The following is a 14,695-nucleotide window of genomic DNA, read 5'->3' as shown; positions in this document are numbered from 1 at the left end:
AGCCAGCACGTGATGACCAAGCATCGATCGATGTTCCAAAACACCACCCTCAATTACGTTGGGCAGGCGTATACCCTGCTGATCGGCATTCTGATCATGCCGTTCTACCTCAACCACCTGGGTGCAGAGGTGTATGGGCTGATCGGTTTCTATACCGTGCTGCAAACCTGGCTGCAATTGCTGGATGTAGGCCTGTCGCCGTCGCTGGTTCGGCAGATCGCCCATCATCAGCAGGCTGACAAGGCCGGCAGCCATGAAAGTGGCTGGCTGCTGCGCTCGTTCGAACTGATCTTCCTGCCACTGGCGCTGCTGACCGTGTGGGGGGTGTCTGCAGGCAGCCCCTGGATCGCAGCACACTGGCTCAATGCCCAGGCACTGGATGCCGCGACCTTGGTGCAGTGCGTCACGCTGATGGGCGGGATGGTCGCCCTGCGCCTGTACGCCACCCTCTACAAAAGTGGCCTGCAGGGCTTGGAGCTGCATGGGTGGCTCAACGGCGCCAACGTAGTGATCACCACGCTGCGGTATTTCGGTGGGCTGTTCCTAGTAGCCGTGGTTTCTCAAGACGCTTTGGTGTTTTTCGAGTTCCAGCTGGTAGTGGCCGTGATCGAAACCTTGATCTTCGCCAGCAAGGCCTATACCCGGCTGCCCGCGCCACGCTGGTTCAGCGGGTTCAACTGGGCCTTGGTCAAGCCTATTGTGCCGTTCGCCGTAAGCCTGTCCTTTACGTCCGTGCTGTGGATCGTGCTTACCCAACTGGACAAGATGCTGCTGTCCGAGCGGCTGCTGCTGACCGAATACGGTTACTTCTCGCTAGTGGCCTTGATGACCACTGGCATCCTCATGCTGATCAACCCCCTGGTGCAAACCCTGCTGCCACGCATGACTGTACTGCTGGCCGAAGGGCGCTCCCAGGAACTGCACCAGTTGTACCTGGGCGCCAGCCGCTTTACCTGCACCTTGCTGTTCCCCCTGGCCAGCGTCATGGCGGTTCATGCTGGCGACCTGCTGTACGCCTGGAGCGGAGACCACGCCGCGGCTGATTGGGGCCGGCCGGTTCTGTTCTGGTATGCACTGGGCAGCGCCATCATGGCGGCCAGCACCTTCCAGTACCACCTTCAATACGCCTACGGGCACATTCGCCTGCACGTGTGGTACAGCGTGATCTCGGCCGCCATCACCGTTCCTGTCATGGTACTGGCCATCAATGCCTGCGGTGCCCAGGGCGCTGCGGCGGCCTGGTTCGTACTCCGCCTGCTGTCCTTCGCCATCTGGCCGCGGGTGGTGCACAACCACCTGGCACCCGGCCTTCACGGCGTGTGGCTCAAGGACATGCTGCGGATCAGCCTCATGACGCTGGTAGGCCTGGGCCTGGCCGAGCCGATCGTGCGCCTGATGGCCGGAGAAAATCGCCTGCTGACCATGGCAAGCCTGGCCATCTGCGGCCTTGTCACCTTGACGGTGGTCGCTGGGAGCGATCGCCTGCTGGCGGCCCGCGTCATTCTTCTGTTGAGCAAACCGAGCGTAGGACGATGAGCATTCGAACCGAACACGACATCCTGAAAACCTGGGGCGGTGCAACAGCCCCCCTGGTGAGCGTGGTGTGCCCTGCCTTCAATCAGAAGGCCTTCATCGGCGCAGCGATCGAGAGCTTCCTGGCCCAGCGCACCGACTTCCCGTTCGAGATCCTGATCAACGACGACGCTTCCACCGACGGCACCCGCCAGGTCATCGAAGCCTACGCCGTGCGCTACCCGAACCTGATTCGGCCGGTGCTGCACGACGAAAACCAGTTCCGCCAGGGCAAGCTGTTCTACCCCGCCCTGTTCAACATGGCCAAGGGGCGTTACCTGGCCTACTGCGACGGTGACGACTACTGGACCGACCCGCTGAAGCTGCAAAAGCAGGTGGACTTCCTTGAGCAGCACCCTGACTACGTGATCGCCTACCACGATGCGGTGATGGTCAACGAACAGGGTGAGCACGGGGTTCAGCTTGGTCGCACCTGGCAGCGCGATGCCACCAGCGTGGAACTGCAACAGGGCCGTCGCATTTCCACCCTCACGGCGTGCTTTCGCAACGTGCTGCATGAGCTGCCCCGCGAGCTGGAACTGGCGCCCCTGATGGACGTGTGCTGGTGGTCGATGCTCGGTGCCCATGGCAAGGGCAAGTACTTGGCCAATGTTGCACCAGGCGGCTACCGGGTGCATGGCGGCGGGATCTTCTCCATGCGCAGCGAGAAGAAAAAGCTGCACATGTCCCTGCAGACAGCGTCTTGCCTGGCCAACTACTACCACCACCGGGGCAACCAGCCGCTGTACGAATACTTCCTCACCCAAGTGTTCAGCCTGTCGCTAGCGGCGGTGTCCCCCTGGCAGAAGCTCAGCGCCTTGGCGCTGGTGTTCACGAATGTCAGCCGCAACCTGTTCCGGCGCCTCACGCTGCCCATGGGAGGCCGCTGACCATGCCACTGCCTGATGAAGCGGGTGGTGGCGTACCCACCCACACCTGCCCTACACCCCCTGCCCCTCTTACGGAAACGATTGCCAACGCCAGCGGCCTTGGCCCAGGAGCTACACCATGAACACAGTGTCTCGTACCAGCCTTGAGCCTCAGCAGGACGCCCGTATCGACGTGGCCAGCCTGCTGCGCATGCTGTTCGATCACAAGGCCTTGATCGTTTCCATGGTGGGGGTGTTCACGCTGCTGGGTGCCGGCTATGCGCTCGTGGCCACACCGGTCTACCAGGCCAATGCGATGATCCAGATAGAGCCGAAAAAGATCGGCCTGGACGCCACGCCGGTGTTCAACAGCAAGCCGACGTCTGTGTCCGAGGCCGCCACCGAGATCGAGCTGATCAAGTCCCGCGCAGTGCTGGGCCGGGTAATCACGGACCTGCACCTGGATGTGATCGCCACCCCGCGCTACCTGCCGCTGCTGGGCAAATGGTACGCCCGCCAGTTTGCGCCAGCCAAAGGCCAACTGGCCTCGGCCCCTCTGGGGCTGGACTCGTTCGCCTGGGGTGGCGAAGCCATCACCGTAGGCACCCTGGACGTACCACCGTCGCTGCTGGGCCTGCCTATGGTGCTGACAGCCGGTGACAACGGCGGCTATACCCTCAAAGACGCCAACGGCACCGAACTGCTGAGCGGCACAGTGGGTGTTGCCAGCGAAAACAATGGCGTGAGCCTGTTACTCACCCAACTCACTGCACGGCCGGGTACTGAGTTTCGTGTTGTGCGCAACCGTGAGCTAGCGACCGCACTGGACTACCAGGAGCGCCTGAAGGTCAACGAGGCCGGCAAGGACTCGGGCATTGTCTACCTGTCCATCCAGGACACCGACCCGGCCCGCGCCGTGCAACTGGTCAAGGAAGTGAGCGACCGTTATGTGCGCCAGAATGTGGAGCGCAGCTCGGCCGAAGCAGGCCAGCGGCTGGATTTCCTGCGCTCGCAGCTGCCCGTGGTACGTGCCGAGCTGGAGAAGTCCGAAGACGCCCTACACACCTTCCAATTGCGCACGCATGCCGTGGACATCGGCCAGCAGACCAGCGCGCTGCTCAGCCAGGTCGTGGCCTACGACAACCAGCTCTCGGAACTGCGCCTCAAGCGTACCGACCTGGACCGTCTCTACACCCGTCAGCACCCTCAATCCATCGCCTTGTCGCAGCAGATCGCCCAGGTTGAAGCCCAGAAAGCCAAGCTGCAGGGTGAAGTAAGCCAGTTGCCGGAAACCCAGCAAGACCTGCTGCGCTTGACCCGTGACATGCAAGTGACCACCCAGACCTACACCAACCTGCTGAACCGGGTGCAGGAGCAGGACATCATTCGTGCCGGCAACATTGGCAACGTGCGCATCATCGACAGCGCCGACGCCAACGTTGAAGAGCCGGTCAAGCCCATGCGCAAGCTGATCGTAGCCCTGGCCGCCCTGCTCGGCGCACTGGCCGCCATCTCCACCGTGTTCGTGCGCCAGGCGTTCTACCGTGGCGTGGAAAACCCCGAGAGCGTGGAGCAGTTGGGCCTGCCGGTGTATGCCTCGCTGCCACTGTCGCGCCAGCAGGAACGCCTGAATCGCGGCCAGACCCGCAAAGGCCAGGCACCGTCGCGCCTGCTGGGCGTGGTGGCGCCACGAGAAGGCACCATGGAAGCCTTGCGCAGCCTGCGTACCAGCTTGCACTTTGCCATGGCCGAAGCACACAACCCTGTGCTGATGATCACCAGCCCTACCCCAGGGGTGGGCAAGTCGTTCGTCTGCACCAACCTGGCGGTGGTGAGCGCTCAGGCCGGCAAGCGTGTGCTGCTGATCGATGCGGACATGCGCAAAGGCTACCTGCACCAGCAGTTTGGCGTGCAGCCGCGCCACGGCCTGGCAGACGCTTTGGCCGGCAAGGTGACGGTCGCAGACGTGGTGCACGATACCCCTGTGAAGCACCTGCAGATCATCTCCTGCGGTTATGCCGCGCCCAACCCCTCCGAGCTGCTGATGCATGAGCGCTTCACGCAGCTGTTGAATGAGCTGTCGCCGCACTACGACCTGGTGATTATCGACACCCCGCCTGTATTGGCTGTGACCGATGCCAGCCTGATCGGCCGCCATGCCGGCACCAGCATGATGGTCAGCCGCTTCGGCCAGAGCACCGTCCGGGAGATCGACGTGGCCCGCCGCCGCCTGCAGCAGAACGGCGTGACCCTCAAAGGCGCGATTTTCAACGGTGTAGTCCGCAAGGCCTCCACTGCTGAATACGACTGTGCCTCATACGGCTACGACTACGGCGACGCGCGCAAGTAAGCGCCACTCACCCTTCAAGGAGGACAACGGATGAACACCACCATCGCCATGATGCAGCCGTACTGGTGCCCTTACCTAGGCTACTTCCAACTGATTGCCGGTGCGGACGTGTTCGTGCTTGGGGACGACCTGCAATACGTCAAGGACGGCTGGATCAACCGCAACCGTGTGCTGTGCGCCGGCAAGCCGTGGCTGTTCAGCCTGCCCCTGGCCCGCGACGCCCATGGTCTGGCCATCAACCAGCGGCGCCTGGCCGATACGTGGGCAGGCAGCATCGACAGCCTGCTCAAGACCCTGTCGCTGCACTATGCCCGTGCGCCCCAGCGCGCCAACGTAATGCCCTTGCTCGAAGCCATGCTGCGCCACCCGGAAACCAACCTGGCGCGCTACCTGGAGCATACCCTGCGTGAAACCTGCGCCTACCTGGGTATCGACACACCCATTCTGCGTGCTTCTGAACTGGGTATCCGCGATATCACCGACAAGCAGGACCGGGTGATCAAGACCATGCACCGGCTAGGGGGCACTCGCTACGTCAACCCCATTGGTGGCCGCGAGCTGTATGAAGACACACGCTTCCGCCAGGCCGGCCTGAGCCTGCGTTTCCACCAGATGGGCCCTATCAGCTACCCCCAGCTCGGCCAGCCGTTCGTGTCTCACCTGTCGATCATCGATGTGCTGATGTTCAACCCGGTTGCGCAGGTGCGCCAATGGCTGGACCAGTACAGCCTGTTGCTGCCCATGCCGCGAAGGGAAGCCCCACAGCCCGTGGCCACCTTACATAGCCCGGCCCACGCCGCGCTTTCGCTGTCTTAGGAGGCCGCCATGGACGCCGCCGTTGCCCACCGCCTCGCTACCCAGTGCCCCGCTGCCCAGTGGTACGTGATCCAGACCAAGCCGCGCCAGGAAGCGCGTGCTGAAGCGCACTTGGTACGCCAAGGGTTCGAGTGCTACCTCCCGGTCGCCGAATACGCCGCAGGGGCATCGGTAGCACAGCTGGTGCCTACAGCCCTGTTTCCTGGCTACCTGTTCATTCGCATGCCGCGCGAGGCCAGCTGGTATCCCATCCGCTCTACACGCGGGGTGGCCCGCGTCGTGGCGTTCGGCTCCCAACCGTGCCCGGTGAGCGACGGGCTGATTGCGGGCCTGCGTCAGTGTTCAGGCAACGGGCTGGAAGCGATCTTCCTGTGCAATGACGGCGACAAGCGTGCCGTCATTCTGCTTGCGCTGCTAGCGCACCAACAACGCGCGGCCCTGCCTCGCCAGCCGCTGAAACAGGTCGTCACCCATGCGTACTGAAACCCAAGAGCCTCACGCCATGAACGGCACTACCACACTGGTCACGCTCACCTACGGGCAGCGGCTGCATTACCTCACGACCCTGGTCAGCCGGTCGCTGGGCAACCCGCGCATCCAGCGTGTGATCATCGTCAACAACGCTTCCACCGACAACCTGCGCTCACTATGTGACAGCTGGCCAGGGCAGGTGGAGGTGATTGACCTGCCCACCAATACCGGCTCGGCCGTAGGCTACAAGGTGGGCATTGAGGCCGCACTGGCCAGCGGCGCTGAATACATTTGGCTGATGGACGACGACAATGCCCCCAAGGCGGGCGCCATCAATGCGCTGCACAAGCGCCTGTTCGAATGCGCACAGGGCAAGGGCTGGGACAAGACGGCCGTGATCGGCTTCCGCCCTACCCACCAGGCCGATATCGCCGCTGGCGTGCCCCGTCCCTTTGCCGTGCAATGGCGCTCCAGTTGCTTCGGTTTTCACATTGCCCAGTTGCCTTACAAGGTGTGGCGCCGCACGGCCTGGGGCCGCCCGGACAGCTCACGTGCCAAAGGCCCGCTAGTGAAGCTGCCGTTTACTACCTACGGCGGCCTGCTGGCGCACCGGTCCCTGTACGAGCGCATCGGCACACCCCTTGGCGACTTGCTGCTGTACGCGGACGACACCGAGTACACCTGGCGCATCACGGCCTCGGGCGGCGAGATTTTCCTGGTCACTGAAGCCGTACTGGACGACCTGGAGCACTCCTGGAACATCAAGGAACGCACTGCCAACATCTACGAGACCTTCCTGCTGGGCAATTCGTCCTTCCGCGCCTACTACGCCGCCCGCAACCAAGCCTGGTTCGACAAGCATGTGTGGGTTGCGTCCGGCTGGCTGTACACCCTGAACCGGTCAGTGTTTCTGTTCCTGTTGCGCCAGGTAGCTCGCCGCAAGGGCTCCCTGGAGCGGTTGAACCTTATCGAGCAGGCCATTCGCGACGGTGAGTCGGGGCGGCTGGGCATGCACGAGTCCTACCCCCTATGAAACTACTGTTCATCAACACCCTGTACGCCCCGCATATCGGGGGCGGGGCCGAAGTTGTGCTGCAGCGCACCGTAGAGGGCCTGCAGCAGCGTGGCGATGACGTGTGCGTGTTGGCCACGGGATCTGAACCGGGCCTGCACGTCAGCTATGTACGTGGTGTAAAGGTGTACCGGGCAGGGTTGTTGAACACGTACTGGCCGTACAGCCCTCAACGCCCTGGTGCGCTGCTTCGCCTGGGCTGGCACCTGCGTGACCGCTACAACGCCGCCATGCGCCAGTATGTGCGGAGCGTGATCACGCAGGAGCAGGTGGACGTGGTGGTCTGCCACAACCTGGCGGGGTGGTCAGTAGCCGCCTGGGACGAAATCACTGCAGCAGGCCTTCCCATTGTGCAGGTGCTGCACGACCTGTACCTGATGTGCCCAGGCAGCAACATGTTCAAGAAGGGCACTGCCTGCAAGGCCCCGTGCACCCCGTGCCGCAGCCTGCGCCACGGGCATGCCCAGCGTTCCACCCAGGTCGCGGCCGTGGTGGGGGTAAGTGATTACCTGCTGCAACGGGTGCGTGCTGCGGGTTTTTTCCGCCAGGCCCAGCCCGCAGTCGTCTATAGCGCCACCCCTCGCGCCGAGGCCACCATTGCGGCCTATCAAATGCCCGCGAGCCAAGCGCTGGCGCCCGTACGTTTCGGCTACATGGGCACGTTGTCCGAGCAGAAGGGCCTGGCCTGGTTGATCCGCCAGTTCAGCGCCCTCGCCATTGACGCCACCCTGGAGATTGCCGGGCGGGGCCAGGCCGATTACGAAGCCCAGCTCAGGGCGCTGGCCGGTGACAACCCACGCATCCACTTTGTGGGCTATCAGTCACCTGACCAGTTCTACCCACGCATCGACGTGGCCGTGGTGCCTTCCCTGTGGAACGAGCCCTTTGGCCTGGTCGCTGTAGAGGCCTGCGCCTACTCGGTGCCGGTGGTCGCCAGCCGCCAGGGTGGCCTGCCGGAAATCATCGAACACGAGGTGAACGGGCTGCTGTGCGCCCCCGAACACACCGATTCCTTGGGTGCGGCCATGACACGCATCGCCCAAGACACTGGGCTGCGGCAACGGCTGACTGACCAGGCACCGGGCAGCGTGGCTCACCTGCAGGACCTGGAGCGGATGCTGGACGCCTACCAAGGCATTTTCAATCAGGCCGCCTACAAAGGCGCATCCATACAGGGTGGCGACATTGCCGTACACAGCCACTGAACGCCGGGCTTCGCTGGCCTTCAACAAGTCCTGGGTGATCGCGCTCACCGCCGTCAGCCTGATCGGGGTAGAAACCTTCTCCGGTGCGCTGCGTTACTACCTGGACATGGCCGGTGCATCAGCCTTGCTGTACCTGCCCAAGGCAGCCTGCCTGGCGCTGTTCGGGCTTGAACTGCTGACCGCGCGCCTGAGCCGTGGTGGCTGGCTGGGGTTGTTGCTGCTGGCCGCGTCCAGCCTGTTGGGCATGCTGCACGGTGCCAGCCTCAGCAACGTGGGCTTCAGCCTGTTCATCTACAGCCCGCTGCTGTTCGGCCTGCTGTGCGGCGGCTACCTGCAACAGCGCAAGCCGCTGATGGTGTGGGCGGTAGGCCTGTGCCTGGCGGCCTCTATCGCAGGCATCCTGCTGGACAAGTACACCAGCGTGCCGTGGAAGGGCTACAGCTACACCTTGGGTGACACCACGGTACACGGCAATACGGCCTGGTCTGACGGCGGTACCGACCGCCCCGGCGGCTTTGCGCGGATGTCCACCACCGCAGCCATGATGATGGCGCTGTATGCGCTGTACCTCACCGCCTTCACACGCGCCAGGCTGCTGCTGGCGGTGCTGTTTGCCGCTGCATTCGCAGGCATTCTGCTCACCACCAACAAGTCCACCGCAGCAGCCTTTGCTCTGGCCCTGATGCTGCTGCCGATCCTGCGCCAGCCGCTGCTGTGCCGGCTGGTGTTCCTGCTGGTGGTAAGCCTGGGCTTCGCGCTGCCCGTGCTATCGGTAATGATCGATTTCGACGGCCACGCCACCACGGACAGCAGCCTGTTGTCGTCCTTCTATGACCGCCTGGTAAACACCTGGCCCAGGGTAATCGACAGCATTGACACGGAGGGCTGGGGTATTACCGGTGCCGGGCTGGGCATGGTAGGCAGCAGCATTGCGATGTTCCCGGTGTTTTCGGCCATGATGCCGTCGGTCACGGACAGCACGCCACTGTACTTGTGGAGCACCCTGGGTATAGGCGGGATCTTGCTGTTCGGCGCACTACTGCCCGTGATGGCCCGCCTGGCATCGCGCCAGGACTGGATGAGTGGCGCCCTGATGACCGCCACCTTCTGCATCACGCTTATCAGCTGGACCACCGACGTGCTGGAGGTGCCTGTGGCGTCGCTGTTCCTGGGCCTGGCTGTTTCCCATTCCCTTATGCGCCCTGCCGTCTCCACCTTTGGCCTGCCTTTTCGAGCCTTCAGCCATGAGCCTGTCTTTCATGCGCCGCGCACTGTATAGCGCCGCCTTGCTGCTGTGCGGCCCCCTGAGCGCACTGGCAGCCAGCACCCCCGCTCCCTTTATCGTGGGCGTAGGCACGCACCTGTTCAACCGGCCCCTGCCGGTGAACACCCCTGTTGCACTGATGCAGGCGGCCGGTGTTGCCTCTGTACGGGACGACGCGTTCTGGTCCACGGTGGAGCAGCACCCTGGCCAATTGGGCCTGCCGCAGGAAGGGTTCAGGTACCTCAAGGCGCAGCGTGACAATGGCATCAACAGCGTGCTGGTGTTGGGGTACGGTAACCGCTTCTATGCCAATGACAGCAAGCCGATTGCACCTGACGTACGCAAGGGCTACGCACGCTTTGTGGACGTGGTGGCTCACCGGTTGAAAGGCCAGGTGGGCTTTTACGAGGTGTACAACGAGTGGGATCTGGAAGACCCCACCTCCCAGGCCTTCAGCGACGCCTACCTGGAACTGGTACGCGACACGGCCAGCCAGGTACGCCGCATCGACCCCAAAGCCCGGCTGCTGGCGGGCGCTGTGACCACTCAAGGCATCAAGGCTGGCTTCGCCGACCGCCTGGTGGCAGGGGGCGTGATGAAGGTGGTGGATGGCCTGTCGTTGCACCCCTATGTGCACTGCGAAAAGACCGGCGGTGGCAATACGCCGGAAAGCTGGATTCGCTGGCTGCGTGACGTCTCCGCGCACCTGGATAGCATCGCCGGCCAGCCAGTGCCGCTGTACCTGACCGAAATGGGCTGGCACAGCACGGCCAACCTGCACCCGTGCGGGATCGATGAAGCGACCCAGGCCGCCTGGCTGGCCCGGGCCTACCTGCTGGCTAAAACCCTCCCGGCCGTGAAGGGCCTGTGGTGGTACGACCTGGCCAATGACGGCAGTGACCCGGCCGAGCAGGAACACAACTTTGGGCTGCTGCGCCACAACCTTAGCCCCAAGCCAGCGTACGAAGCGCTCAAGCGCCTATCGCCAGTACTCAGTGGCTATCAGTACATACCGGATACCGCGCCCGCCGCCGCTGACAGCCAAAGCCTGGTGCAACTCACGTTTCAAAAAGGGCATGAACGCCTGTTGGCGGTCTGGACCCAGGGTACGCCAACCAGCGTCACGCTGACCGTGTCAGGCGCCCCCCATGACCCTGTGCAGGTCAGCGGCATGCCGCTGCTGATCCCACTCAACACAACCGGCAACCCATGAGCCTCTATCGGCCAGGCAGACCGTTTCCAAGCGAAGCGCTGCCCAAGGATGTATCGAAGATGATTGTCATCAATGCGCGTTTTCTGACGCAGGAATTGCGTGGTGTACAGCGGTTTGCCGAGCAGATCTGCCTGGCCCTTAATGCCATGCGCAACGACCTGGTGTTCGTGTCGCCACCTGGCATTGTCATGGAGGAAACCGCCCGCAAGCTGAACGTGAAGGTCATCGGCCAACGCAGCGGGCACCTGTGGGAGCAGCTGGACCTGCCCACCTGGCTGCGCCGCAACGGCAACCCCTGGTTGCTGTCATTGTGTGCCACGGCGCCCCTGTTCTATGGCAAACAGGTGGTGACCCACCACGACATCACTTATGTACGCCACCCGGAAAGCTACAGCCGCGCCTTCCGTACGGCCTACCGGTGGATGACGCCATTGATGCTCAAGAAAGCCCATACCCTGATCACCGTGAGCGAGTTCTCCAAACGCGAGATCGGCGAGTATTACGGCCTGCCTGCCGAACGCATCATGGTGGTGCCCAATGCAGTGAACGGTGAATTCAGGCCTCACCCGCTGGAAATTCCGCGGCCTTACCTGCTGGCCGTGTCTTCTCCCAGTGCGCACAAGAACTTTGCCCGGATGATCCAAGCCTTCCTGCGCATCGAGGGCCACCCCGAAGTGGAGCTGCGGATTGTGGGCGCCGCCAACGGTATTTTTGCCGACCCCAGCTTGCAGCAACAGGCTGCCGGTGATGCGCGCATCCGCTTCCTGGGCCGGTTGACCGATGCCCAACTGATCCAGCAGTACCAGAACGCAAGCGCCTTCGTGTTTCCTTCGCTTTACGAAGGCTTCGGTATTCCGCCGCTTGAAGCGCAAGCCTGTGGCTGCCCGGTGCTGGCCGCCAACGCGGCGTCCATCCCGGAAGTGCTGCAATCGAGCGCACTGTATTTCGACCCGCTGGACGTGGACCAGATGTCACGTGCCATGGCCCTGGTGCTGGATAACGCTTCCATCGGTGGGCACCTGAGAACCCTAGGGTTGCGCAACGTAGCGCGTTTCAACTGGCATACCTCGGCACGGCTGATCAGCGACCGCCTGGACACCCTGAACACCACCCGCCCCGCTTCACCCACCCCCACCACGGGCGCTGCGCAGCGCGCCACGGAGCAGCTATGAAAATCGCGATCGTTCACGACTGGCTGGTGACTTTTGCGGGGGCTGAGCGAGTGCTGGCGTCCATGCTCAAGCTATGGCCACAGGCCGACCTGTTTGCGGTGATCGATTTTCTCAGTGATGAGGATCGCGCCCGCTTGGGCGGCAAGCAGGCGAAAACCACGTTTATTCAGGGCCTGCCCAAAGCGCGCACGCGCTACCAGACCTACCTGCCGCTGATGCCCATGGCCATCGAGCAACTGGACCTGTCGGGCTACGACCTGATCCTGTCCAGCAGCCATGCCGTGGCCAAAGGGGTACTGACCGGGCCAGATCAGTTGCACATCAGCTATGTGCATTCGCCCATTCGCTACGCCTGGGACCTGCAACACCAGTACCTGGCCGAGAGTGGTTTGAACAAAGGGCTCAAGGGCCTGCTGGCGCGCACGGTGCTGCACTACATGCGCCTCTGGGACCAGCGCACGGCCGCTGCCGTGGACGGGTTCATCGCCAACTCCAGGTTCATTGGCCGGCGCATCGACAAGGCCTACCGTCGCCCCTCCACTGTGATCTACCCACCCGTGGACACCAGTGGGTTCAGCTTCAATGGCGATAAGCAGGACTACTACGTCACCGCCTCGCGCATGGTGCCTTACAAGAAAATCCCGTTGATCGTGCAAGCGTTTACGGCCATGCCGGACAAGCGCCTGGTGGTGATTGGCGATGGCCCTGAACTCCACAAGGCACGCGCCGTAGCAGGCCCTAACGTGACCATTCTGGGCCAGCAGCCTTTTGAGGTGCTGCGCCAGCATTTGCAGAACGCCAAGGCCTTCGTGTTCGCGGCCGAAGAAGACTTCGGCATCACTCCGGTAGAAGCGCAGGCCTGCGGCACCCCGGTGATCGCCTTTGGCCGAGGCGGCGTGCTGGAAACGGTGCGCGGCCTGGACGATACCGCCCCTACCGGCGTGTTCTACCCGCAGCAAACCGTGGCGTCCTTGGTAGCCGCCGTACAGACGTTCGAGCGCGAAGCCCACCGCATCAGCGCGCGCGCCTGCCGCGAACAGGCCGAGCTGTTCAGTGAGCGCCGCTTCGAGCGCCAGTTGCGCCAGTGTGTGGAAACGCGTTGTGCAGAGGCGGGGCTACTGGCCCCCGTTGCCAGCACCCCACACCTGGCCCTGGCAGCGGCACCGCAGGTGCCCATACCGGCTGCAATGGCGCCTCTGTAACCGGCACCACGCTTTCGTCTTCCGCACTTTTGCCATGCATACGTTTCACTGACAGGACACCGCCATGTCAACGTCCCACAAGGGCATCCTTCATGCCCACCAGTCTTTCCTTTCCCTGGCGCATCGCTTGCTGGACCTGGCCGTGGTCGCCGGCGGCACGCTGTGGGCCGACTGGCTCCACCACCGCCCCCTGACCAGTGACAGCTGGTGCAAGGTGCTGCTGGCCGTGCTGGTCTTCCACTGGCTGGGCGAATACAACACCCTCTATGGCTCCTGGCGCGGAGAGCGGGTTATCCGTGAGCTGCGGCGGGTCGCTACCTACTGGTGCCTGACCTTCGTCTGCCTGCTGCTGGCCAACGAACTGCTGCCGCAGAACGAAGCCTTGACGCCCGTGCAACAGGTGCAGGCCTTCGCCGTGGTGCTGGCGATCCTTGGCGGGTACCGGTTGGTGATCCGCAGCCTGCTGCACAGCTTGCGCAAACGTGGCTACAACACGCGCAATGTGGCCATCGTGGGCACCGGCCAGGTAGGCGAGCGCCTGGCGCGCTCCATGGCCCGGGCACCCTGGATGGGCCTGCGCCTGTTCGGCTTCTACGACGACCAGCCCCAGCAGATGAACCTGTCCCGTTCAGGCAGGCGCATCATCGTGCAAGGAGGCCTGGACCAGTTGATCGAGCACGCCCACGAAGGCCGTATCGACAAGGTCTATATCACGTTGCCCATGGTGCAGGAGCCGGTCATCAAGGGGCTGGTCAAGGCCTTGAGCGACACCACGGCTTCGGTGTACCTGATCCCGGACGTGTTCATGTTCGACTTGCTGCATGCCCGTAGTGAAAGCATCAACGGTTTGGCCAGTATCAGCCTGATCGACAGCCCCATGGAGGGCTCCAGCAGCCTGATCAAGCGCTTGGAGGACATCGTTGCCTCCAGCCTTATCCTGGCCATGATCGCGGTGCCCATGCTGCTCATCGCCGCCGCCATCAAGCTCACGTCCCGCGGCCCGGTGCTGTTCCGCCAACTGCGCTACGGGCTCGACGGCCGGCCGATCAAAGTGTGGAAATTCCGTAGCATGACCGTGCAGGAAAACGGCACTAACGTACGCCAGGCCAGCCGCGACGACGTGCGCGTTACGCCTTTGGGCAAGGTACTGCGCCGCACTTCCCTCGACGAACTGCCCCAGTTCTTCAACGTTCTGCTGGGTGATATGTCCATCGTAGGCCCACGCCCCCATGCCGTGGCCCATAATGAACAGTATCGCCGCCTGGTGAGTTGCTACATGCTGCGTCACAAGGTCAAGCCAGGCATCACCGGCTGGGCCCAGGTCAACGGCTGGCGCGGTGAGACCAACACCCTCGACAAGATGCAGAAGCGCGTGGAGTTCGACCTGGACTATATCGAGCGCTGGTCGGTGTGGCTGGATGTGAAGATCATCGCGCTCACCCTGTTCAAAGGCTTCGTCAACAAGAACGCTTACTGATGGACACGCCGC

Annotated in this window: 12 protein-coding genes; all 12 read left to right on the top strand. The window is 63.1% G+C overall.

The window, feature by feature from the left end; translation table 11 throughout:
- The first annotated feature begins 12 nt into the window (after nucleotides 1-12).
- The 12 genes from ACSAMW_RS17035 to ACSAMW_RS16980 all read left to right on the top strand — a co-directional run bounded on the left by ACSAMW_RS17035 (nucleotide 13) and on the right by ACSAMW_RS16980 (nucleotide 14,683).
- A complete protein-coding gene (locus ACSAMW_RS17035; protein ID WP_500591298.1) occupies nucleotides 13-1,536 on the top strand; it encodes a lipopolysaccharide biosynthesis protein in 1,524 nt (507 codons plus the stop codon).
- Complete coding sequence (locus ACSAMW_RS17030) at nucleotides 1,533-2,462, top strand: glycosyltransferase family 2 protein (protein ID WP_500591297.1); 930 nt, start codon at nucleotides 1,533-1,535, stop codon at nucleotides 2,460-2,462. The genes ACSAMW_RS17035 and ACSAMW_RS17030 overlap by 4 nt, the downstream gene beginning before the upstream one ends.
- Before the next feature lie 118 nt (nucleotides 2,463-2,580).
- Nucleotides 2,581-4,791: a polysaccharide biosynthesis tyrosine autokinase gene (locus ACSAMW_RS17025; RefSeq protein WP_500591296.1), complete on the top strand. Its 2,211-nt coding sequence runs from the start codon at nucleotides 2,581-2,583 to the stop codon at nucleotides 4,789-4,791.
- A 30-nt stretch (nucleotides 4,792-4,821) separates the two neighbouring features.
- Nucleotides 4,822-5,607 carry a WbqC family protein gene (locus tag ACSAMW_RS17020; protein WP_500591295.1) on the top strand — a complete coding sequence of 262 codons (786 nt, stop codon included), beginning with the start codon at nucleotides 4,822-4,824 and terminating at the stop codon, nucleotides 5,605-5,607.
- Between the two features lie 9 nt (nucleotides 5,608-5,616).
- Nucleotides 5,617-6,090, top strand: coding sequence for a transcription termination/antitermination NusG family protein (locus ACSAMW_RS17015; RefSeq protein ID WP_500591294.1), 474 nt, complete (start codon nucleotides 5,617-5,619; stop codon nucleotides 6,088-6,090).
- A gap of 19 nt (nucleotides 6,091-6,109) precedes the next feature.
- Nucleotides 6,110-7,111 (top strand): glycosyltransferase, encoded by a 1,002-nt coding sequence (locus tag ACSAMW_RS17010; RefSeq protein ID WP_500594066.1) that lies wholly within the window; start codon nucleotides 6,110-6,112, stop codon nucleotides 7,109-7,111.
- Entirely contained in the window at nucleotides 7,108-8,355 is a 1,248-nt protein-coding gene (locus ACSAMW_RS17005; protein WP_500591292.1) for a glycosyltransferase family 4 protein, read from the top strand. The genes ACSAMW_RS17010 and ACSAMW_RS17005 overlap by 4 nt, the downstream gene beginning before the upstream one ends.
- On the top strand, nucleotides 8,327-9,634 hold the full coding sequence (locus ACSAMW_RS17000) for a hypothetical protein (protein WP_500591291.1): 1,308 nt from the start codon (nucleotides 8,327-8,329) through the stop codon (nucleotides 9,632-9,634). The genes ACSAMW_RS17005 and ACSAMW_RS17000 overlap by 29 nt, the downstream gene beginning before the upstream one ends.
- The gene (locus ACSAMW_RS16995; RefSeq protein WP_500591290.1) at nucleotides 9,600-10,832 is read left to right on the top strand and encodes a hypothetical protein; all 1,233 of its coding nucleotides are present in this window, start codon (nucleotides 9,600-9,602) and stop codon (nucleotides 10,830-10,832) included. The genes ACSAMW_RS17000 and ACSAMW_RS16995 overlap by 35 nt, the downstream gene beginning before the upstream one ends.
- Before the next feature lie 59 nt (nucleotides 10,833-10,891).
- Nucleotides 10,892-12,004, top strand: a complete 1,113-nt coding sequence (locus ACSAMW_RS16990) for a glycosyltransferase family 4 protein (RefSeq protein WP_500591289.1) — start codon at nucleotides 10,892-10,894, stop codon at nucleotides 12,002-12,004.
- Nucleotides 12,001-13,206, top strand: coding sequence for a glycosyltransferase family 4 protein (locus ACSAMW_RS16985; RefSeq protein ID WP_500591288.1), 1,206 nt, complete (start codon nucleotides 12,001-12,003; stop codon nucleotides 13,204-13,206). The genes ACSAMW_RS16990 and ACSAMW_RS16985 overlap by 4 nt, the downstream gene beginning before the upstream one ends.
- A 64-nt stretch (nucleotides 13,207-13,270) precedes the next feature.
- Complete coding sequence (locus ACSAMW_RS16980) at nucleotides 13,271-14,683, top strand: undecaprenyl-phosphate glucose phosphotransferase (protein WP_500591287.1); 1,413 nt, start codon at nucleotides 13,271-13,273, stop codon at nucleotides 14,681-14,683.
- Nucleotides 14,684-14,695: the final 12 nt, after the last annotated feature.

The sequence above is a fragment of the Pseudomonas sp. AB39(2026) genome (genome assembly GCF_059831485.1).
This window is presented reverse-complemented; position numbering and strand designations above follow the sequence as displayed.